Here is a 20,630-nt window from a genome sequence, read left to right as displayed (position 1 = left end):
CGACGGTCAATTCACGCTCAACGCGGAACGACGCGTGCGTCCTCGCCGCTGCCTTCGATGAAGACGCGCTGCCCCTTGCCGATGGCGGGGTTGACAGGCTGCGTCACCGACACCAGTACACCACTGCCAACGCGAACGATCACCTGCTGTGCCGGAATCGGCTTGTCGTACTTCTTCTGGATTTCGTGACCGGCGACGGCACCACCCACGGCACCCAGGACCATCGCCACGTCGCGACCGGTGCCGGCACCAATCAGACTGCCGACTCCGAGACCGGCAAGGCCGCCGACGACAGCACCAATACCCGAATGGTGATCGCTGGACAACTCGGTATTAATGATCTGTTCGACGACGCCCGCGCGTATTTCCATTTGACCCGGCTGTGCTCCGGGTGTGGCGCAAGCGGCGAGTGCCAGAACCAGCACCAGGGTCGAAACGTAGGACGAAACTTTCTGGAACATCTAGACACCTCCTTGGGGTTATTGACCTGCATGGCAGGCGGTATTGTACGTCAGGTCCTTGCCGTTACTTGCAGTCAATCGGGTGACAGGGCGGGTTCCTCCGTGGTCTCTTCCGGCGACAGTGCGGCGTCGGGAGCGACCGCATCCGGAGAAAGCACCGTCCCGCCCTGATCCTGCTCCGGCGACAGTGCCGCGTCTGGTCGGACCGCGTCGACCGACGGCACCGGTGGCGGGTTCATCTGTTCCGGAGAGAGTGCCGGGTCGGGCGCGATGGCGCCCGGCGACAAGACCGGATCCGGAACGACAGCGTTGCCCTGCGCGACCGCACTGGCAGCCGCCAGCAGGCAGGCGAGCAGGACAGCCGGCGCCACGCACAATCGATAGCGATCAGCAGTTCTCATGGTGCCTCTCTCCTTTGTTGATGGCCCAACTCACGGCCTGGCGAATCTTGTGCAACTCCTGCCTCGGCTTGGCTGACGACAGAGATTGCACAGCACGACCCGACAAACGCCGGCAGATTAGCACAGATGATCGATCACCTTCTGGCGGCAGCAGGGACGCAGCGCCGTATCGGGCGTCGCGCGGAGACGGCTTGTTGACCGCACAGGGGCGAGCGTCTCATACTCCGCCGCATGGTCTTCGATCTTCTCACTGTCCTGCACTTGATCGCCGTGATAGCGGTTTCACTGCGCATCTTTTCCCGGCGGACCTCGCACGGAACAGCACTGGCATGGCTGCTGCTGGTGATTACGATTCCCGCTGTCGGCGTCCTGATGTATCTCCTGATCGGCGAACGCCGTCTCGGCAAGACCTGGATGGATCGGGCGATCGCCATGCAACCGCAGTTGCTGCTCTGGGCGCAGGACATCCCGGCGTCGACCCTGGTCGACCCCGGCGTGCTGAGTACCGGTGCGGAGAGCGTCAGCAGGCTTGCCACCGGCTCGGCCGGACTGCCTCTGATGGGAGGCCATCGCCTGCAACTGCTGACCGACAGCAGCTCGATCATGCGCGCGCTGATCGCCGACATTGATGCTGCCCGCGGCTCGGTCCATCTGGAGTTCTATATCTGGAGCTCGGGCGGCTTTGTGGACGATCTGGTCGCCGCGCTGGTCCGCGCGGCGCAACGCGGCGTCCCCTGCTCGACGCTGATGGACTCACTCGGCAGCCGCTCTTTTTTCAAGAGTGAAGCACTTGGCCGACTCCGTGACGCGGGCGTGAACATCGTTGAAATCCTGCCGGTCAATCCGCTACGCGCCTTGTTTGTCCGCTTCGACCTCCGCGACCACCGCAAAATCGCGGTCATCGACCGCCGCATCGCCTACACCGGCAGCATGAACATCGCCGACCCCCGCTTCTTCAAACAGGACGCCGGCGTCGGCGAGTGGGTTGACGCGATGGTGCGCATAGAAGGACCGGCGGCGTGGATACTGGAATCGGTTTCACTCTCGCTCACCGCCCTGCAGACCGGAACCCCCTTCGCGCCGCCGCCCCCCCCTCGAACTGGCCCCTGCCGGTGACAGCCACGTGCAGATATTCCCCTCCGGACCACAGTCGTCCACGCAGCACATCGAACAACTGCTGGTCGCCGCACTCTATGCCGCCAGGCGCGAAATCGTCCTGACGACGCCCTATTTCATTCCCAGCGAAACGCTGCTCACGGCGCTGCGCTCGGCCGCCATACGCGGCGTACGGGTGATCCTCATCGTACCCGAAAAAATCGACTCGACGCTGGTCCGCTACGCCAGCAACGCCTACGTCGAGGACCTGCTGGAAGTAGGCATCACCATTCTCCGTTTCCGTGCCGGCCTGCTGCACACCAAGAGCATGGTCGTCGATGAAGAGATCACCATCTTCGGAACGGTCAACCTCGACCTGCGCAGCTTCGAGTTGAACTTCGAAGTCTCGATGCTCACCTACGACCCTGCATTCGCGGCCACGGCACGCGCCATGCAAAGCCAGTACGAGAGCAAATCGCAAGCACTGCAGCTGGCGCGCTGGCGCGGCCGGCCAGACTGGCGCCGCCGCCTGGAAAATGCAGTGCAGGTACTCAGCCCACTGCTCTGAGCCTGGATTCCCGAGCACCGAGCCGACGCACGCCACGCCTTCGCGAGGCGCTCCGCAAACCCTGCGCACGCGAACCCCGAATTGACCCTGCCAGCATGCCAATCCATACTACGCCGCCACAATTCCAACTCCTGATCTACGGCCCCCGCAGAGGAACGCCATGACCATCAAACTACCGAAACCCCGTCTTCTCGCGTGCCTGATCGGCGTTATCATGGCCGGCCCGATCGGCTGTGCCAACCAGCAGTCGATGCCTTTTCCGGATGACCCCGGGATGAGTAATGCGCTTCCCCTGAACCCGGAGTCCGCCTTCGACGGTGCGCTAAGAAGCGCCGATTCGTGGGGCAATTTGCCCGTTCCGCCAGTTCCGGGCGCTGCCGCGCAGCCGCCAGCGGCGCCGCCAACAGGCAGCGATGGCTGGCCACGCCAGGCCGAAATTGCCGGAGCCACGGCGCTGGTCTACCTGCCGCAGGTCGACAGCTGGCAAGGCAACACGCTCAACTTCCGTGCCGCCGTCGCGGTGAAGAAAACAGCGGCCAGCGAACCAGCTTTCGGGGTGATCTGGGGCAGCGCACGCACTGGCGTCGATCGCCTCACACAAAGTGTCGCACTGGAAGACCTCAGCCTGAGCCGGGCCAGCTTTCCGACGCTCCCAGATCACGGACTCGATGTCCTGCGCCAGTTGCGTACGCAACTGCCGACGGTCATGGCCAGCATGTCGCTGCCACTGCTCGCCGGCGAACTGGCGGCCTCCGGCACCGTGAAAGCGCGGCCGGCGCAGGTCAATAATCAACCACCACAGGTCATCGTCAGCAATTCGCCGGCCATCCTGGTGCCGATCGATGGCTCGCCGGCGATACGGCCCCTTGCCGATACGCACTTCGAGCGCGTGATCAACACCCAGGCGCTGATCGTTCGCAGCCGCGGCGCGAGCCGCTGGTACCTGCATGTCTTCGACGGCTGGCTGTCGGCAGACGCACTCGAAGGCCCGTGGACCCTGGCCAGTGGCGAACCACCCGGCGCCAAGGAACTCAACGAACTCAACGAACTGGCGCAGAAACTGGCCAAGGAAGGCCACGTCGATCTGCTTGACGGGGGGCCGCAAGCCGAGCCGAAACCAACACTGCAGAACGGCGTACCAACGCTCTACGTCAGACAGGTACCCGCTGAGTTGATCGTCTTCAAGGGGCCGCCCAACTTCGTGCCGATCACCGGCACCGGCTTGCTGTGGGCAGAAAACACGACTGCCGACGTGCTGGTGAATACCGCCAACAACGATTACTACACCCTCCTCTCAGGACGCTGGTACCGCGCCTCGGCCTTGTCCGGCCCGTGGACCTACACGGCCGCGAATGCCTTGCCCGCCGACTTCAGCCGCATCCCCGGGAGCGCACCGGCTGGCGTCGTTCTCGCCTCGGTGGCCGGCACACCGCAGGCGCAGGAAACTCTGATTGCCAACTCGATTCCGCACACCGCCAACGTGCCGCTGAGCAATGGGCCAAAATTCACGCCGGTGTTTGATGGCGCACCGCAGTTCCAGGCCATCGACGCCACGCCCTTGCGCTACGTCAGCAACGCCGAAGTACCGATCATCCAGGTGACGCCAAGCAGCTATTTCGCTGTCCAGGCAGGCGTCTGGTTTACGGCCAGCAGCCTCACCGGCCCGTGGTTCGTCGCCAGCAGCGTTCCACCGGTGATCTATGACATTCCGACCAGCTCGCCGCTGCACTACGTGACCTACGTGCACGTCTATGGTGCCAGCAAGGAGGTCGTCTACGTCGGCTATACGCCCGGCTACCTGGGCAACGTGGTCAGCTCCGACGGCGTTGTCGTCTATGGCACCGGCTACTACTACACGCCCTGGATCGGCTCCGTCTGGTATGCGGCGCCCTACACCTGGGGCCTCGCCGCGGCCCCCATCTACAACCCCTATGTGGGCTTTGCCTATGGCTACGGCCTCGGTCTGGCAACTGCCGCCTGGGCGGCACCCTACTGGGGCGGCGCCTGGTACCACCCCGGCTACTGGGGCTATCCCTGCTGTGGCTCGACCAGCGCCGACGTCTATGGTCATTGGGGAAACACCGTCTATTCGGGGTCGCGAAGCTGGTACGCCAATGATGATGGAAAGGTCGGCAGCTCCGCCCGCGGCACTTACAACAACACGCGCACCGGGAGCAGCGGCGCCTACGCCGCCGGTCGCAGTTACAACCCCAACACCGGCCAGGCACAGCGCGCTTACGACCGAACCGTCAACACCGCCGGCGGCACGAGCGGCAATGTCGCACGCGGCGGCACCTACAACACCGAAACCGGGCAGCGCTCGTACGCCTCCAGCGCCTCGGCCAGCGGCCCGGGCGGCAGCTCGATCTCGAAAACCGCCGCCGCCACGGCGGGCCCTGAGGGCGTTGGCGCGCAGCACACGACTACGGCCTACGATGCCCAGACCGGACAGACCAAGAGCTACACCTCGAGCGGCGTGATGGGCAACCATTACGCGGGCGCAGATGGCAGCGCCTACCGCAACAGCGACAGCGGCTGGCAACAACACGCTTCCGGCGGCTGGCAATCGGCAGGCGGCGACACCTCCTGGGCCGATACTAACCAGCAGGCGCGCAGCAACGCTGAAAGCCACTATAGCGCTGGCGGCTTCGCTGACGGCGATCGCTTTGGCGGCGGTGGCTGGGGCGGCGGCGACCGCTTTGGCGGCGGTGGCTTCGGTGGCCGTTTTGGCGGCGGCTTCGGCGGCCGTTTTGGTGGGCGGCGTTAAGGCGAGGCCTGGCAATCCTGACAAACATGAACTGACGGACGCGCTGCCTCCCGAATCCCGGCTATGGACTCCCAGGCCGAGCAGAGGGGCCAGAAAGCGCACCAGGCTGCAGCGCTGCATCGGCAGGGGCAGCCTGGTAGGTTCCGCACGGAGAGTAGAGAGTAGCTTCTTTCCTCCCGAGCTTTCTCCCGCGCACTTCGCCAGAACAGTTTCGCCCGGCAGCTGTGAGGCGTCCTTAGTAGGGCGGGTTAACCACCACGTAGGTCACCGAACTGCCTGCATACTGCGGCTGGTAATAGGTCCCGCCGCATTGCTGGTAAGTCATGCCGGCATAGACGTAGGGTACGCAACTCGGCGGCAGGGTGTTAACTATCGAGCCGACGACCACGGCGGTCACTGCTACGGCAGCCCCAACCGCCACTGCCGTCCCTACCGGGTGGTAGCCACCGCGGTGATTCACATCGACGTCCACGTTACGGTTGACATTCACGTTGGTGTTGCGATTGACGTTCGTATTGCGGTTCACATTGGTGTTGTGATTGACGTTCGCATTGCGGTTCACATTGGCACTGCGGTTGACGCTGGTGTGTGTGCCCCCGCGCGCAAAGGCCTCCGAAGCAGCAAAGAAATCATGCGCGCCCACAGCCAGCAGCGACATCAATACGGCACGCGAAAAGCGACCGGAAAAGCGTTTTTTCGATTGGACTTGGCTCATCATCTCACCTCACTTCTCGTTGCCCGGCTGGACTTCCAGCTCGCGAAAGACGATCTTGCTGGCGCCCTTGGGCGGAACGAAACGGAACACGCGATCGCCCAGCCTGGGTGACAGTTTCCAGCTCAACACCGCCTCGTACTGCGGCGCCCCTTCCTCGTTCTTGCTCGTAATGACGATCTTTCTCGGCAAGGGCTTGCTGCCTTCCTGTATCCAGATCTGCCAGTCGACCTCGTCCTGACGGAAAGCATAATGGTCGCAGAGGACACCCCCAACGCGGCTCTGGCCCACAAAGAAGGCCGCTTTGACATTTTCCGCCAGGGACTCCGGTGCCAGCACGTCGGCCAACGGCCACTCCAGCCCATACTTGGTTTCCGCGAAGGCCAACATCTCCTTGATGGTCTTGGGCGCGCTCACCGAGGCGTAGTAGTTCACCAGCTTGCCGTACACCGTCAGCGTCTTGCCATCGTAGTAGAACTGGCGCTGCTTCTCATCGTCGATCACGTCCGCCCGCAAGCGGTTGGGCCTGACCACCGAGATATTGGCGAACGAGCCGAACTGCACTTTCTGGCCGCTATCGAGGACCTCGTCGGTGCTGGCATCGACCCGAATGTTGAATGACTTCAGTGTATGCAGGAATTCGCTGCTGCGCTTGAGCGCAGCAATGGCTTCGGGTTCAATTACCGCCTGCGCTGCGGGAGCGGCAGGGCTTACGGAAGTGGCAGCAGTCGCGCTGGCCTGGCCCTCAGCAGGGCTGACCTGCTGCGCGCCACTGTAAAAAGGAAGCAGCAGGAGCGCAGCAGCGATCACTACTATCCGAAAACGCTTCGGTCTCATCAGCACATCTCTCCTCAATCGGCATGGAAATACACAAGCTGCTTACGTTAGCAGAGAAACGCCGACGCTGCCACCGCCAGAACCAGCCGAGTACCGCATGCGCTGCGGCCGCTCGAACGAAAACCGGTCACTACCGACAGGGGTCAAAACTCCCTGCTCATGAAATTGCGCTCGCAGTAGTGGTCGTAGAGAGCGTCGAGCTTGGCTTCAGGGTCAGCGGCGAGAATGAGCCGCTGCTGGTCGAAGTGGAACATGGCGTCGCGCGGGCGGACCAGTTCGGCGAAGCGCTTGCTCGCCAAAAGCAGATTCGGCGCTCGCCTGCCGCCATCGAGCGCGTCAGAGCGCAGTTGGCCGGCAAAACGCTGCAGTTCCTCCTTGAACAACTCGCGCCCGTTGAGGTACACCTCGCGGTCGAAGGGATAGAAAAACTGTGTGATTCGACCGTAACGTTTGAGCAGGCGAAAGTCGAAAAAGCCGGCCTCGGCGGCCATCAGAACGACGCCCACGTTGGCAAATTCGCCCGTTTCAGAAAAGGGACGAAAGCGCAGAAAGGCGTATTGGCAGGCGAACTCTTTCATGGTGGCCCGCCCAGCGGCGTTGCCGATGCGGACCACCGCCAGCGACGGCGCCCGCAGAGTCCACACCCGGCGGGTTTGCCGAAAGTGGCGCCCTGGTCAATCGCTGGCAAGTCGCGTTCGAGATTCACGCATCTCCCCGGTCGTCTCTTGCGGCAACTGCGCAGCAGCATCGCGGCCTTCCCGGCCGGTCTGTGCGACCGAGCGGCGGCAGCAGTCAATGCGTCGGCATCACAAAACTGGCGCCACTCGCCATGTCCTGCGGCCAGCGACCAGTCGCCGTCTTCAGGCGGGTATAGAAATGTACCCCGTCCGGGCCATGGAGCGCATGGTCGCCGAACAGGGAACGCTTCCAGCCGCCGAAACTATGGAAAGCCATCGGTACCGGAATCGGCACATTGACACCGACCATGCCGACCTCGATGCGACGCACGAACTCGCGGGCGACATTGCCGCTACGCGTGAACACCGCCACGCCGTTGCCATATTCGTGGGCATTGATGAGCGCGACGGCGGCCTCGAAATCGGCGACATGCACGACGCACAGCACCGGCCCGAAGATCTCCTCGCGATAGATGCGCATGGTGGGGGAGACGCGGTCGAACAGGCAGCCGCCCAAAAAGAATCCCTCGTCGTGAGCGGCAAGCCGCAGGTCGCGCCCATCAACCAGCAGCACTGCCCCCTCGGCAACTCCCAGATCGACGTAGGCACGCACCTTGTCGAGATGCTGCCGGGTCACCAGAGGCCCCATTTCCACGCCCGGATCAGTGCCCGGACCGACCTTCAACGCATGCACGCGCCTGGCCAGCGCCGGCACCAGCTGCTCGCCGACCGCGCCGACCGCGACCAGCACCGAGATCGCCATGCAGCGCTCGCCAGCCGAACCATAGGCGGCGCCGATCAGCGCATCGACCGCCTGCTCGAGATCAGCGTCGGGCATCACCACCATATGATTCTTGGCGCCGCCGAGCGCCTGTACCCGCTTGCCGTTGGCCGTTCCCGTCGCATAGATGTACTCGGCAATCGGTGTCGAGCCGACAAAACTGACCGCCGCAACACGTGCATCGGTGAGCAGGGCATCGACCGCCTCCTTGTCGCCATGCACGACGTTGAACACGCCCTGTGGCAGCCCGGCCTGCGCCAACAGATCGGCAATGAACAGGCTGGCCGACGGATCACGTTCGGAAGGCTTGAGAATGAAGGTATTGCCACAGGCCAGCGCCACAGGAAACATCCACATCGGCACCATCACCGGAAAGTTGAAGGGCGTGATGCCGGCGCAGACACCGACCGGCTGGCGTAGCGACCAGCTGTCGACACCGCTCCCGATCTGGTCGGAGTATTCACCCTTCAACAGCTGCGGGATGCCGCAGGCAAACTCGACGACCTCCATGCCGCGAATAATCTCGCCCCGGGCATCGTCGAGCACCTTGCCGTGCTCGCCAGTGACGATCGCCGCCAGCTCGTCGAGGTGCTGCTCGAGCAGCTGACGAAACTTGAAGAGCACGCGCGCACGCCGCAGCGGCGGTGTATCCGACCACTCAGCGAGGGCGGCGGCGGCCGCAGCGACTCCTTTGCCGGTGATCTCTGCGCTGGCCAGCGGCACCCGCGCCGTGACTTGTCCGCTGGCCGGATTGAAGATCTCGCCCCAGCGCGAATCACCGCCAGGGACCCGATGACCATTGATGAAGTGCTGCAGTTGTCCAGGATTTGTCATAGCTGAGGATACCGCGCCTGATCGTGAATTTGGTCCATCCTAGGTGCGCGCCAATCGTCGTGTCAATCGGATTCATGAACACAACAGCGAGCTCGACTGGAAAGTGCAAACGATGAATCAGGACTTGCCCAAGACCGTAGCTCTACTGGTGATCAAAGCCGCGCGCGTGGTGACTAAAATGCGCGCCCCGCTTGCCGTCCGCTTCGGCAAGCGCTACCCTGATTGTTGAAGATATCAACAACCGGAGGGCGTCATGGCCACCATGAACTTCAGCATCCCCGACGACATCAAGGAGCGCTTCAACCGGATGTTCGCCGACAGGAACAAGAGCTCCATCGTCGCCCAACTGCTCGATGAAGCCATCGCCAGGGAAGAACGCAAGCAGCAGAGCGATCAAGCGATCAAGCGCATCCTGCTGCGCAGGCTGACGGCCGTGCCGACCTCGACAGCGGAAATTCTCCAGTTGCGTGATGAAAATCGCGGCGAACCCGACGCCACACACGGAATTCCGCGGCGATGAAGCGTCTGGTCATCGACGCCAGCGTCGCGGTCAAGTGGTTTCTGCCCGACGCCGGCGACGAAACCGACACGCTCGAAGCGCTTGATTTCCTCCTCCAGCTGAAAGCGGGAGACGTGTCGTTTGCGCAGCCCGCGCACTGGAAAGCCGAGATTGCCGGCGTAATGGTCCGCCGCGCGCCGACACTCGCTGCCGACAGCCTCGACGACCTCAGCCTCCTCGAAGGCATCGAATTCATCGACACCACTACCGTATACCGCCGCGCCATCGACCTTGCGCAGACTCTCAACCACCACCTGTTCGACACCCTTTACCACGCCACTGCCCTGGAGACGGACGCCACCTTCGTTACCGCCGACCGGCGCTACTACGACAAGGCGGCGCATTTCGGCCAGATCGCGCTGCTGGAAGACGCATCCACATGAGCGCCCAGCTGCTCGAGCACCTCGGCCTCATCGCCGGGGCACCGAATGGCGTCCAGACGCGCATTCTTGCATTCTTGCATTCTTGCTCTGGTACAACGCGCCACGCACGGAACATGCAAGCGTCAATCCGACAAGCTGTTCACGTTCCGCTTCGGACTCCCTCTCGTCGCCGAACAGCATCGCATCGTCGCCAAAGTCGACGAACTGATGGCTCTCTGCGACCGCCTCCAAGCCAATCTCATCGAATTTCGCGCCCGACAGAGTTGCGGCTGGCCAGAACCCTGATCGAATCAGCCCTGCGAGCCGGCTGACGGTCGGTGAGCCGTTCGAATCAGTTTCCGCAGGCCTGGATCAGAAACTGCCGCAGTGCTTCGGCCGGCTCGGCGAGCGCCGCGTCTTTCGCCCAGATCAAGCCGACCTCCAGATGCGGGATGGCATCGAGAATCGGGCGCGCTTCGATTTTCTTGCCTTCTAGCGACCACGGGCGATAGACCATGTCGCTGAGGATGGTCACCCCGAAACCGTGCGCCACCAGGCCGCGCAGGGCCTCCATACCGTTGGTGCGGAAAGCGATGTTCGGGCTGAGGCCGTTGTCGGTCCAGTAGCGGCGATTCGATTCCTCGCCCTCGTCGACGGTGAGCAGGATGTAGGGCTGACGGGCGACGTCGGCCAGCGCGGGATAAGGCTCTTCCAGCACCGGGTGACCGGCGGCGGCCCACAGCTGACGTCGTGAACGCATCAGGACGTGGTGGCCGAAACGCTCACGATCCTCGACGTTGGAGAGGATCACCACTCCCAGTTCCAGGTCGCCGGAGAGCACCGCCGCTTCGACCTTGCGCCGGCCGATGTCGTGCAGGTCGAAATCGATGTCCGGGTAGTTGGCGCGAAAACGGGCGAACAGCGGCGGCAGGAAATAGCCGAGTACGGAATAGGTGGCGGCGATGCGGATCGCGCCGTGCAGATCGTTGATGCGAAAGCGCGGTTCGCGCAGAGCGTCCTGCAGCGAGTCGAGAATGTGCCGCGCGTGCTGATAGAAGCTGTGCCCCTCGGCAGTGAGCGCGACGCCGTGCGGCTTGCGATCGAACAATCTGACCCCCAGCCGGTCTTCAAGGAGGAGGACGGCGTTGGTGATCGCCGACTGCGAAACGAACAGGCTCGCGGCCGCCATCGAGAACTGACCGCTCTCGGCAGCGGCCGCGAAATAGCGTAACTGGCGCAGGGTGACGTCGCTTGTCATCTGATTTTCTGATATCTCGCGTGCGTTTTTGTGATTTTACAATAGCACAACGATTTCCTATCATCTCTCAAAATCAGAATGACCCGTCCATCGAGGAGACAGCCACATGGATGCATCGCCGAAGAACGCTGACGATAGCGAACACAGCGAACACAGCGCACTGCGCAGCGTCGCACTGGATGACAAGTATCAGTTGGCCAGCGGCCGCGTCTACCTCAACGGAACACAAGCGCTGGTGCGTCTGCCGATGCTGCAACGTGCGCGCGACGAACGCGCCGGGCTGAACACCGCCGGCTTTGTCAGTGGCTACCGCGGCTCGCCGCTGGGCAACGTCGACCACGAGTTCTGGCGCGCGAAGAAATTTCTCGAACCCCTGCATATCCACTTCCAGGCCGGGCTCAACGAAGACCTGGCAGCGACCGCGGTGTGGGGCACGCAGCAGGTCACGCTGGACCAGAACGCGACTTGCGACGGCGTTTTCGCCATGTGGTATGGCAAGGGGCCGGGCGTCGATCGCAGCGGCGACGTCTTTCGTCACGCCAACGCCGCGGGCAGCTCGAGATACGGCGGCGTGCTGGCGATTGCCGGCGACGACCACGCGGCCAAGTCCTCGACGCTGCCGCACCAGACCGAGCACGTCTTCAAGGCGCTGATGATGCCGGTGCTGGCACCCGCCGACATCCAGGAATACCTGGACCTGGGCATCCACGGATTCGCGCTGTCGCGCTACTCGGGCTGCTGGGTAGCCTTCAAGGCGCTCGCCGACACCGTCGAGACCTCGGCCGCGGTGAATGTCGACCCCTTCGCCGTCGAAACCGTCATTCCCGCCGACTTCAAGCTGCCCGCCGGCGGACTCAACCTGCGCTGGCCCGATCCGCCGCTGGTACAGGAAAAGCGCCTGCTGCACCACAAGCTCTACGCCGCGCTGGCCTATTGCCGTGCCAACCAGCTGAACAAGGTGATCATCGACAGCCCGAACGCGCGCCTGGGCATCGTCACCAGCGGCAAGAGCTATCTCGATGTGCGCCAGGCCCTCGAAGACCTCGGCATCGACGACGCCGTAGCGGCAAAAATCGGCCTGCGCCTGTACAAGGTGAGCATGGTCTGGCCGCTGGAGGCCGAAGGGATTCGCCACTTCGCCGAAGGGCTGGAAGAGATCCTGGTCATCGAGGAGAAGCGCCAGTTCCTCGAATACCAGATCAAGGAAGAACTCTACAACTGGAGCGAATCCGCGCGACCACGTGTCATCGGCAAGTTCGACGAGAAAGGGGAATGGTCGCTACCGCACTCGGAATGGCTGCTCCCCGCGGCCGGCGAGCTGACGCCGGCGATGATCGCCCGCGTCATCGCCGCGCGCATCGCCATCTACTACACCTCCGAGCGCGTCGCCGCGCGCCTGGCCTTCCTGGAAGAAAAAGAAGCCGCGCTGGCCAAGCCGAACCGCGCCATTTCCCGCATTCCGCACTACTGCTCGGGCTGTCCGCACAACACCTCGACCAAAGTTCCGCAAGGCTCGCGCGCGCTGGCCGGCATCGGTTGCCACTACATGGCCACCTGGCTGTCGCCGGAATCGACGCAGACCTTCTGCCAGATGGGCGGTGAAGGCGTCGCCTGGGTCGGTCAGTCACCGTTCACCAGCACGCAGCACGTCTTTGCCAACCTCGGCGACGGCACCTATTTCCACTCCGGCCTGCTCGCCATCCGCCAGTCAATCGCCGCCGGGGTGAACATCACCTACAAGATTCTCTATAACGACGCCGTCGCCATGACCGGCGGGCAGCCGCACGACGGCCCGCTGAGCGTACCGATCATCGCCCGCCAGATCGCTGCCGAGGGCATCAGGAGCATCGTCGTGGTTACCGACGAGCCGCAGAAGTACAGCGGTGCCTTGGCGCTGCCGTCGGGTACGCCGGTGCGCCATCGCGACGAGCTGGACACGGTGCAGCGCGAACTGCGCAGCGTGCCGGGCACGACGGCAATCATCTACGACCAGACCTGTGCCGCCGAGAAGCGCCGCCGTCGCAAGCGCGGCAAGTTTCCCGATCCGGCGAAGCGGGTGCTGATCAACGATCTGGTCTGCGAAGGCTGCGGCGACTGCTCCGAAAAATCCAACTGCATGTCGGTGGTCGCCGTCGAAACCGAGTTCGGCCGCAAGCGAGCCATCGATCAATCGGCCTGCAACAAGGATTTCTCCTGCATCAAGGGCTTTTGCCCGAGTTTCGTGACCGTCGAAGGCGGCGCACTGAAAAAAGGCCAGGCAGCGACGCCGAGCGAAGCCCTCTTCGCGCAACTGCCCGAGCCGGCATTGCCCGCCACGGCGAAGCGTGGAGCATGCTCATCACCGGCGTCGGCGGCACCGGCGTGGTGACCATCGGCGCCCTGCTGGGCATGGCCGCGCACCTCGAAAGCAAGGGCGTGCTGGTCCTCGACATGGCCGGACTGGCGCAGAAAGGCGGCGCAGTATGGTCGCATGTGCGCATCGCCGACCGCCAGGAGCAACTCTACGCGGCGCGGGTCGCCGCTGGCGAAGCCAACGCGGTCATCGCCTGCGACCTGGTCGTTGCCGCCAGCGACGAGTCGATCGCCAAGATGCGCGCCGGCCACACCCGCGTGGTCATCAACCGTGACCAGAGCACGACCAGCGACTTCGTGCGCGGCTTTGCGGCACAGGCGCGCAGCGGTGACGTCGTCGCCCACCCGGACCCGCAGTTCCCGCAGGACGGCATGGAGGCGCGCATTGCCGACGCCGTCGGCAGCGAGAGCGCCGATTTTCTCGAAGCTTCGCAACTGGCGACGGCAATCATGGGCGACGCCATCGCCACCAACCTGTTCATGCTCGGTTTCGCCTGGCAGAAAGGCCTGGTGCCCTTGTCACGCGCGGCCATCCTGCGCGCCATCGAGATCAACGCCGCGGCGGTCGCTTCCAACAGCACGGCCTTCCAGTGGGGCCGCGTCGCGGCAGTCGATAGGGCGGCGGTGGTCAAAGCCGCGCAACCCGCATATATACCCGACCACCACCGCCTGTCGACCAGCGTCGACGAGTTGATTGCCCGCCGCCAGGAGCAACTCACCGAATATCAGGACGCCGCCTACGCCGAGCGTTACCTGGCGCTGCTCAAGCGCGTACGCGCCGCCGAAGAAGCGCTGACGCCGGGAATCTCGCTGCTCCGCGAAGCCGTCGCCCGCGGCTACTACAAGCTGCTCGCCTACAAGGACGAGTACGAAGTGGCGCGGCTATATACCAACAGCGCCTTCCTCAAGAGCGTCGAGGCGCAGTTCGAAGGCGACTACAAGCTGGTTTTCCACCTCGCACCGCCGCTGCTGGCCAGCAAGGACCCGGCCACCGGGCAGCTCAGGAAGCGCACTTACGGCCCGTGGATGCTCAAGGCGATGCGTATCCTGGCCGGCTACAAGCACCTGCGCGGCGGCCGCTTCGACATTTTTGCGCGCAGCGCCGAGCGCAAGCTCGATCGTCAGTTGATCGCCGACTACGAGGCACTGATCGAAACCCTGCTCGCCGGACTGACGACCAGCAAGCACGAACTGGCCGTCGAACTGGCCAGCCTGCCCGAGCAGGTGCGTGGCTTCGGCCACATCCGCGAACGCTATATCGAGCACGCCCGTGCGCAGCAGAAGAGTTTGCTCGCACGCTTCAATGGCGAGAGCTTGCCGGGCGTGCAGCGCATGCCGCACTTCCCGGCGAGCAAAGTCTCGGCCTGATCGACAGTCGCTTCAGCAGCTGGCCCCCCACCGCCCGCGTCGCCACGAGCGACCGCGGTGGGATTGCGCCATCCCTCACCAACAACGAAGGAATTTGCCATGTCCGTTTTTTCCCTGCGTGATTTTGCCGATCACGAACAAGTGGTTTTCTGCAGCGACGACGCCAGCGGCCTGAAAGCCATCATCGCGGTGCACAACTCCAATCTCGGCCCGGCGCTCGGCGGCTGCCGCATGTGGCACTACGCCAGCGAAGACGATGCCATCCGCGACGTCCTGCGCCTGTCGCGCGGCATGACCTACAAATCGGCCCTGGCCGGCCTCCAGCTCGGCGGCGGCAAGTCGGTGATCATCGGCAATCCGCGCACCGACAAGACGCCGGCCCTGCTCGACGCCTTCGCGCGCTCGCTCAACCAGCTCAACGGCCGCTACGTCGCCGCCGAGGACTCGGGCACCAACGTCGCCGACATGAAATATCTCGCCGAACGCACGCCGCACGTCGCCGGCATCATCGACAAGCCGTCGCACGAGGCCGAAGGCATGCGCAGCGGCGACCCCTCGCCGGCCACCGCCTACGGCACTTTTTTCGGCATCAGGGCAGCGGTCAAGCGCAAGCTCGGCCGTGATTCACTCGACGGCCTGCGGGTCGCCATCCAGGGTGTCGGCAACGTCGGTTTCGACCTCGCCCGCCAGCTCACGGACGCCGGCGCGCAACTGTGGGTCGCCGACATCCATGAAGACAACCTGGTGCGTGCGCGCGAGGAGCTGGGCGCCCGCGCGCTGGCCCCGGAAGCCATCTACGCCGCCGACGTGGACGTCTTCGCCCCCTGCGCCATGGGCGCCATTCTCAACGACGAGACGATCCCGCAGCTGCGCGCCAGCATCGTCGCCGGCGCCGCCAACAATCAACTGGCCGAAGTGCGCCACGGCAGCGAGCTGATGCGCCGCGGCATCCTCTACGCGCCGGACTACGTGATCAATGCCGGCGGGATCATCGACATTTATCACGAAAGGATCGGTTTCGACCGCCCTGCCCTGCTGCGTCATTTGGAAGGTATCCACGCCACGCTGCTGGAGATTTTCGAACGTGCCGACAAGGAAGCACGGCCTACCGGCGAAGTGGCTGACGCGCTTGCCGAAGAGCGCTTCAAGCGCTAACGGTCATGACAGTCGAGATAGCCGGGATGATGAAAGTCATGACCGTCCCTCTCTCACTTGCACTGCGCATTCCTGCTTGCACGCCGGAATCGTTCGCCGGGCAGCGAGCATGCTCCCTGAATTCCCCGCCCCACCCCCGGCCCTTCTCCCGCAGGGGGAGAAGGGAGGTTCGCGAGTCGCTTACGCGACTTTCACATTGAAGGAGAGACATGTCAGTGATGAAGAAAGGACACCACGGACAGTGGTCGTCGCGCATGGGCTTCGTGCTCGCCGCAGTGGGTTCAGCGGTTGGCCTGGGCAATATCTGGAAATTCCCGTACATGGTCGGGCAGAGTGGTGGCGCGGCCTTCGTCGCCGTCTATCTGGTCTGCATTGCGCTGATCGGCCTGCCGATCATCGTCGCCGAGTGGTTGATCGGCCGGCGCGCGCAGGAGAACCCGATCAACGCCATGGCCGACCTGGCACGCAGCAACGGCCGCAGCAAGGCCTGGGTGATGGTCGGCGTCAGCGGTACCCTGGCCGGCTTCCTGATCCTCTCCTTCTACAGCGTCATCGGCGGCTGGGCACTGTCCTACCTGATCGATGCCGGCAGCGGTAGCTTCAACGGCATGGGCAAGGAGACGGCGGACGCCGCCTTCTCGAACATGCTGGCCGATCCCGGCACTTTGCTGACCTGGCACACGGTATTCATGGGGCTGACCGTCGGGGTGGTGGCGATGGGAGTTGCCGGCGGCCTCGAACGCGCGTCGCGCATCCTGATGCCGACTCTGGGCATCCTGCTGGCGCTGATGGTCGGTTACGGCGCAGCCTCCGACGGCTTTGCGCAGGCACTCGCCTATCTGTTCGCGCCCGACTTCGCCAAACTCACCGGCGCGGTCCTCCTCGCGGCGCTGGGCCACGCCTTCTTCACGCTGTCACTGGGCATGGGCATCATGATTGCCTACGGTTCCTACCTCGGGCAGCAGGTGGACCTGCTGCGCGCCGCACGCACGGTGGCGATCATGGACACGGTGATTGCCCTGGCTGCCGGGCTGGCGATTTTCCCGATCGTCTTTGCCAACGGACTCGACCCGGCAGCCGGACCGGGCCTGGTCTTCGTCACCCTGCCGCTGGTCTTCGGCAAGGTCACTGGCGGGCTGCTTCTCGGCGTGATGTTCTTCGCACTGCTCACTTTCGCCGCGCTGACCTCGGCCATCTCGCTGCTCGAACCCTCGGTCGAGCTGCTTGAAGAACGCACCCCCCTGAGCCGTATCGGCGCGACGCTGGTGGCCGGTGTCGCCACCTGGGCGCTGGGCATCGCCGCGCTGTTGTCGTTCAACCTGTGGAGCGATGTGCTGATCTTTGGCAACAACATCTTCGACCTGCTCGACAAGATGACCAGCAAGTTCCTGCTGCCACTGACTGCCCTCGGCGCCATCGTCTTCGTCGGCTGGTGCCTCAAAGCCGAGAGCGTGCGCGAAGAACTCGGCCTGAGCAGCGGCGGCTTCGTGCTGTGGAATCTGATCACCCGCTTCGTGGCCCCGATCGGCGTGCTGGTGGTTTTCATCTCCAGCCTCTGAGCGGCAGGCGCAGCGAGCGCATCTTCGACCTCATGCAGGTGACGAACGCGCCCGGCCCGTGCCGGGCGTGGTCATTGAGCGGCTGGCTTGTGCGCTCCTCGCGCATTCACCCATTCACCCATTCACTCATTCACCCGCATGGCGATTCCCGGGCGGCTGCGCTTCCTGTCCCGGGGATCAGGAGCGGGAGCGAGAGCGGGAGCGAGAGCGGGAGCGAGCGCGGGAGCGCAATAAACTCACGACCTGGCGGAGCTGTCACCCTTGCCGGCATCCTTCCCGGCGCCCTTCTGGCCACCTTCAGCGGCAGCTCCAGCCGCCTTCTCCGCAGACTCGGCCGGCTCTTCCGCTGCTGCTTTCTCTTCGCCATCGGGCTTGCTCGCATTGGCCGCTGGCGTTGCCGAGCCTGCGCTACTGCTCTTCTCCGCGGCCTGCGCCGGAGCACCCTCAGTAGTGGCTGCTGCGATGGCCTTTTCCAGCTCGGATTCGGCTGCTGCACCCTCAGCCTGCCCCATCGAGGCGCGTTCAAGCGGTTGCGCGCCAGCGGCGATAAGCGCAGCGGATACCCTGTCCGAAGGAGTCACATCCGTGGCCGCCGTAGCGCCCGCATTGCCCACCAGCAGACCCACCACCCGGTCGCGGAAAAGTTGGCGCGCGGAACCACTCGAAAGCTGTTCGTAACCTGAAGACAGGTGCTCGAACAAGTCCTTGTAAGAGCCGGCCATCGAAGCGACGAGAGTTGCGGTCTTGTCGAAGTGCGACTCGACATCACGCTTGTAACCGGCGATTTCTTCCTGCTGGCGCGACACTTCCGCCTCCAGAAGCGCAACTTGTTTGGTTTTTCCACCGAGCGGGCTGCGGCCCACGAAAAACCCGATTAAGGCCGCGACAAACACTGCCGCCCCACCGATCAGCCACATTGTCTGTTCCGTCATGCCCGTCATGCCAAGACCTCCCTCTGTGAATGGCGACGCGCCAGCGTGCAAACTCAGTCGATGCGCCGACCGTCTGCGCCGCGGGCACGGCTGCCTTGCTGGATATGTTTTCAGTGCTCAAAAAGAGCACACCGCCAAGGCGAAGTATATCGGCCTTTGGCAAGACGCACCGCGCGGGAAGTCAAAACTAGCGTTTTTTGCCCGCCAACATTCCACGCCAGCCGCTATTTCGCGAGTTCCCTGCGTGCCTTTTCCGGCTTTCCGGCGGCGTGCAATTCCGCCCGCATCACTGGCCACAAGGTCTTTTCGACGGTCCTCTGCAGCCTTGCCTGGCGCGAGTTGGCGTTGATCAAAGTCTGCTATCCCGGCCCGGCGGCCTCACTTTTTCTGCTGTTGCGCGAGTTCGCTGGCGGTGTTGATGTTGGCGAAGGCCTCTGGGCAGCCGTCGAAGTCCACCAGCACGTGTTTCTGGGCCAGCACCCAGCGGTCGATCTTGCGCTCGCCGCCGGCCAGGTACGCGGCCAGCGCTGCGGCGCTGCGCGTGTGCGCCAGCAGGAAGACCGGCTGCAACTGCCCGTCGGCACGGGCCATGGCCACATCGGCCCCGGCGGCCAGGACGGCACGGTGCAGACGGGCCACCAGATCGAGCGGAAGGGCCGGCGAATCGCAGGGGCAGGTGAGCACCCAGGCCTCGCGATCATCTTCGCCAGCGTGGTGCAGGCCCGCATCGAGCCCGGCCAGCGGGCCGACGAAGCCGGCGTGGCGGTCGGCGACGACCGGCGCGCCGAGCACCGCGTAGGTGTCGGCGTTGCGGTTGGCGTTGATCAGCAGCACATCGACCTGTGGGCGCAGGCGGGCGATGACCTGCGCGATCATCGGCCGGCCGTCGAGTTCGACCAGGCCCTTGTCGACGCCGCCCATGCGCCGGCCTTGTCCGCCGGCGAGAATCAGGCCGATGATCGGGATCGTCGGGATCGTCGGGATGGGGATCGGGGCAAGGTTCATGCGCCGCCTCGCCTAATGCGTTCGCCATGCGAGTAGACGAGATGGCGACCGACGCGCGCACGACAGACCAGGGTGATGCCCATTTCCTGCGCCATCGACAGCCCCATCTGCGTCAGACCGGAGCGCGAGACCAGGAAAGGTACGCCCATTTGCACCGTTTTCATGACCATCTCCGAAGTCAGCCGGCCAGTGGTGTAGAAAATCTTGTCGGCCCCGCCTTCTTCGTCCAGCCACATCAGGCCGCTGATGGCATCGACCGCGTTGTGCCGCCCGACGTCCTCGACGTGATAGACCAGCGGCACCGCGGGCGTGTTGCGCAGCAGCGCGCAGGCGTGCACCGAACCGGCGCGCTTGTAGACGGTGTCCAGCGCCAGGACCCGCGCCAGTGCGGCATCAAGCGTGCTCACCGCCAGCGTCGCCTCGCTGTGCAGCGGCTGCAGCTCGTCGAGCCAGTCGCCGAACATCGTTCCCTGCCCGCAGCCGGTGGTGACCGTGCGTTTGGCCATGCGCGTGGCCGTGCGTGCAGCCAGTTCGCTGCCCCGGCCCTGGCGCGTGTGCACCGCGCAGGCGCCAACGTCCCAATCGACGTGCACGCTAAGCAGATCGGCGAGCGATTCGACCAGTCGCTGGTTGCGCAGATAGCCCATGATCAAGGCCTCCGGCGCCTGACCGAGAGTCATCAGGGTGACGATTTCCTGCTTGTCGAGGTACACCGTCAGGGCGTTTTCGCCAGGCACCTCGACCACGCGCGACTGGCCCTGGTGATCGATGACCATGGCGCTGGCCGTGGCCGGGCGTTGCGCACGGGTGAGCGACAGCCGCGCTGCGTCCGGCGCATCGCTCAGCGGGATTTCGAAAACAGCAGCGCTTTCAGCACGCATGGCGGAGTAGGGTCAACACGGCGTCGCCGCCGCATGGGCGGGCGCTTTTACATAGAAGCGGCATCT

The 20,630-nt window shown here is 64.2% G+C and carries 18 protein-coding genes and 1 pseudogene; 9 read left to right on the top strand and 10 right to left on the bottom strand.

Annotated features, from left to right (window positions below):
* Positions 1-17 precede the first annotated feature (17 nt).
* Positions 18-461, bottom strand: coding sequence for a glycine zipper 2TM domain-containing protein (locus E4Q23_RS09960; RefSeq protein WP_169066497.1), 444 nt, complete (start codon positions 459-461; stop codon positions 18-20).
* A 74-nt stretch (positions 462-535) separates the two neighbouring features.
* Positions 536-862 (bottom strand): hypothetical protein, encoded by a 327-nt coding sequence (locus tag E4Q23_RS09955; protein ID WP_169066496.1) that lies wholly within the window; start codon positions 860-862, stop codon positions 536-538.
* Between the two features lie 231 nt (positions 863-1,093).
* On the opposite strand from E4Q23_RS09955, the gene E4Q23_RS09950 reads away from it, so the two are divergent.
* The 3 genes from E4Q23_RS09950 (at position 1,094) to E4Q23_RS09940 (ending at position 5,292) form a co-directional block, all read left to right on the top strand.
* Positions 1,094-1,978 carry a phospholipase D-like domain-containing protein gene (locus E4Q23_RS09950; RefSeq protein WP_169066495.1) on the top strand — a complete coding sequence of 295 codons (885 nt, stop codon included), beginning with the start codon at positions 1,094-1,096 and terminating at the stop codon, positions 1,976-1,978.
* Between the two features lie 7 nt (positions 1,979-1,985).
* Complete coding sequence (locus E4Q23_RS09945; RefSeq protein WP_169066494.1) at positions 1,986-2,525, top strand: phospholipase D-like domain-containing protein; 540 nt, start codon at positions 1,986-1,988, stop codon at positions 2,523-2,525.
* 160 nt (positions 2,526-2,685) lie between these two features.
* Entirely contained in the window at positions 2,686-5,292 is a 2,607-nt protein-coding gene (locus E4Q23_RS09940; protein ID WP_169066493.1) for a hypothetical protein, read from the top strand.
* A 235-nt stretch (positions 5,293-5,527) separates the two neighbouring features.
* Here E4Q23_RS09940 and E4Q23_RS09935 read toward each other — a convergent pair whose 3' ends face one another.
* The 4 genes from E4Q23_RS09935 to E4Q23_RS09920 all read right to left on the bottom strand — a co-directional run bounded on the left by E4Q23_RS09935 (position 5,528) and on the right by E4Q23_RS09920 (position 9,133).
* Positions 5,528-6,007 carry a hypothetical protein gene (locus tag E4Q23_RS09935; protein ID WP_169066492.1) on the bottom strand — a complete coding sequence of 160 codons (480 nt, stop codon included), beginning with the start codon at positions 6,005-6,007 and terminating at the stop codon, positions 5,528-5,530.
* A gap of 9 nt (positions 6,008-6,016) precedes the next feature.
* Positions 6,017-6,841: a DUF2092 domain-containing protein gene (locus E4Q23_RS09930; protein WP_169066491.1), complete on the bottom strand. Its 825-nt coding sequence runs from the start codon at positions 6,839-6,841 to the stop codon at positions 6,017-6,019.
* Between the two features lie 143 nt (positions 6,842-6,984).
* Entirely contained in the window at positions 6,985-7,485 is a 501-nt protein-coding gene (locus E4Q23_RS09925; protein WP_169066490.1) for a DUF3037 domain-containing protein, read from the bottom strand.
* 148 nt (positions 7,486-7,633) lie between these two features.
* Positions 7,634-9,133 (bottom strand): CoA-acylating methylmalonate-semialdehyde dehydrogenase, encoded by a 1,500-nt coding sequence (locus E4Q23_RS09920; protein WP_169066489.1) that lies wholly within the window; start codon positions 9,131-9,133, stop codon positions 7,634-7,636.
* A 43-nt stretch (positions 9,134-9,176) separates the two neighbouring features.
* Here E4Q23_RS09920 and E4Q23_RS09915 point away from each other — a divergent pair, with 43 nt between their 5' ends.
* From E4Q23_RS09915 to E4Q23_RS09905, 3 genes are read left to right on the top strand one after another with little or no spacing between them, the layout of a single operon-like run.
* Entirely contained in the window at positions 9,177-9,362 is a 186-nt protein-coding gene (locus E4Q23_RS09915; protein WP_169066488.1) for a hypothetical protein, read from the top strand.
* Between the two features lie 24 nt (positions 9,363-9,386).
* Positions 9,387-9,653, top strand: a complete 267-nt coding sequence (locus E4Q23_RS09910; RefSeq protein WP_169066487.1) for a hypothetical protein — start codon at positions 9,387-9,389, stop codon at positions 9,651-9,653.
* Positions 9,650-10,075, top strand: a complete 426-nt coding sequence (locus E4Q23_RS09905; protein WP_169066486.1) for a type II toxin-antitoxin system VapC family toxin — start codon at positions 9,650-9,652, stop codon at positions 10,073-10,075. The genes E4Q23_RS09910 and E4Q23_RS09905 overlap by 4 nt, the downstream gene beginning before the upstream one ends.
* 331 nt (positions 10,076-10,406) lie before the next feature.
* On the opposite strand, the gene E4Q23_RS09900 is transcribed toward E4Q23_RS09905, so the two are convergent.
* Positions 10,407-11,312 carry a LysR family transcriptional regulator gene (locus E4Q23_RS09900; protein ID WP_169066485.1) on the bottom strand — a complete coding sequence of 302 codons (906 nt, stop codon included), beginning with the start codon at positions 11,310-11,312 and terminating at the stop codon, positions 10,407-10,409.
* 106 nt (positions 11,313-11,418) lie between these two features.
* On the opposite strand from E4Q23_RS09900, the pseudogene E4Q23_RS09895 reads away from it, so the two are divergent.
* From E4Q23_RS09895 to E4Q23_RS09885, 3 genes and pseudogenes are all read left to right on the top strand, one after another.
* Positions 11,419-15,032: pseudogene (locus E4Q23_RS09895) on the top strand (indolepyruvate ferredoxin oxidoreductase family protein).
* A 99-nt stretch (positions 15,033-15,131) separates the two neighbouring features.
* A complete protein-coding gene (locus E4Q23_RS09890; protein WP_169066484.1) occupies positions 15,132-16,187 on the top strand; it encodes a Leu/Phe/Val dehydrogenase in 1,056 nt (351 codons plus the stop codon).
* Positions 16,188-16,405: 218 nt separating this feature from the next.
* Positions 16,406-17,746: a sodium-dependent transporter gene (locus E4Q23_RS09885; protein WP_169066546.1), complete on the top strand. Its 1,341-nt coding sequence runs from the start codon at positions 16,406-16,408 to the stop codon at positions 17,744-17,746.
* Positions 17,747-17,982: 236 nt separating this feature from the next.
* Here the strand turns inward: E4Q23_RS09885 and E4Q23_RS09880 are convergent, their stop codons facing one another.
* The 3 genes from E4Q23_RS09880 to E4Q23_RS09870 form a co-directional block, all read right to left on the bottom strand.
* On the bottom strand, positions 17,983-18,687 hold the full coding sequence (locus E4Q23_RS09880; protein WP_169066483.1) for a YhcB family protein: 705 nt from the start codon (positions 18,685-18,687) through the stop codon (positions 17,983-17,985).
* Between the two features lie 369 nt (positions 18,688-19,056).
* Complete coding sequence (gene mobA / locus E4Q23_RS09875; protein WP_169066482.1) at positions 19,057-19,683, bottom strand: molybdenum cofactor guanylyltransferase MobA; 627 nt, start codon at positions 19,681-19,683, stop codon at positions 19,057-19,059.
* A complete protein-coding gene (locus tag E4Q23_RS09870) occupies positions 19,680-20,564 on the bottom strand; it encodes a formate dehydrogenase accessory sulfurtransferase FdhD (protein ID WP_169066481.1) in 885 nt (294 codons plus the stop codon). Before E4Q23_RS09870 ends, mobA begins: the two co-directional genes overlap by 4 nt.
* Positions 20,565-20,630 lie beyond the last annotated feature (66 nt).

Origin of the sequence: Candidatus Accumulibacter phosphatis, assembly GCF_012939955.1 — a bacterium.
Classification (GTDB): Bacteria; Pseudomonadota; Gammaproteobacteria; order Burkholderiales; family Rhodocyclaceae; genus Accumulibacter; species Accumulibacter delftensis.
The sequence above is the reverse complement of the archived record's forward strand: the minus strand, read 5'-3'. Positions and strand labels throughout refer to the sequence as shown.

Coding starts and splice junctions, on each gene's coding strand:
- E4Q23_RS09960 (WP_169066497.1), bottom strand. CDS start 461: ATGTTCCAGAAAGTTTCGTCCTACGTTTCGACCCTGGTGCTGGTTCTG.
- E4Q23_RS09955 (WP_169066496.1), bottom strand. CDS start 862: ATGAGAACTGCTGATCGCTATCGATTGTGCGTGGCGCCGGCTGTCCTG.
- E4Q23_RS09950 (WP_169066495.1), top strand. CDS start 1,094: ATGGTCTTCGATCTTCTCACTGTCCTGCACTTGATCGCCGTGATAGCG.
- E4Q23_RS09940 (WP_169066493.1), top strand. CDS start 2,686: ATGACCATCAAACTACCGAAACCCCGTCTTCTCGCGTGCCTGATCGGC.
- E4Q23_RS09935 (WP_169066492.1), bottom strand. CDS start 6,007: ATGAGCCAAGTCCAATCGAAAAAACGCTTTTCCGGTCGCTTTTCGCGT.
- E4Q23_RS09930 (WP_169066491.1), bottom strand. CDS start 6,841: ATGAGACCGAAGCGTTTTCGGATAGTAGTGATCGCTGCTGCGCTCCTG.
- E4Q23_RS09920 (WP_169066489.1), bottom strand. CDS start 9,133: ATGACAAATCCTGGACAACTGCAGCACTTCATCAATGGTCATCGGGTC.
- E4Q23_RS09910 (WP_169066487.1), top strand. CDS start 9,387: ATGGCCACCATGAACTTCAGCATCCCCGACGACATCAAGGAGCGCTTC.
- E4Q23_RS09905 (WP_169066486.1), top strand. CDS start 9,650: ATGAAGCGTCTGGTCATCGACGCCAGCGTCGCGGTCAAGTGGTTTCTG.
- E4Q23_RS09900 (WP_169066485.1), bottom strand. CDS start 11,312: ATGACAAGCGACGTCACCCTGCGCCAGTTACGCTATTTCGCGGCCGCT.
- E4Q23_RS09890 (WP_169066484.1), top strand. CDS start 15,132: ATGTCCGTTTTTTCCCTGCGTGATTTTGCCGATCACGAACAAGTGGTT.
- E4Q23_RS09885 (WP_169066546.1), top strand. CDS start 16,406: ATGAAGAAAGGACACCACGGACAGTGGTCGTCGCGCATGGGCTTCGTG.
- E4Q23_RS09880 (WP_169066483.1), bottom strand. CDS start 18,687: ATGACGGGCATGACGGAACAGACAATGTGGCTGATCGGTGGGGCGGCA.
- mobA (WP_169066482.1), bottom strand. CDS start 19,683: ATGAACCTTGCCCCGATCCCCATCCCGACGATCCCGACGATCCCGATC.
- E4Q23_RS09870 (WP_169066481.1), bottom strand. CDS start 20,564: ATGCGTGCTGAAAGCGCTGCTGTTTTCGAAATCCCGCTGAGCGATGCG.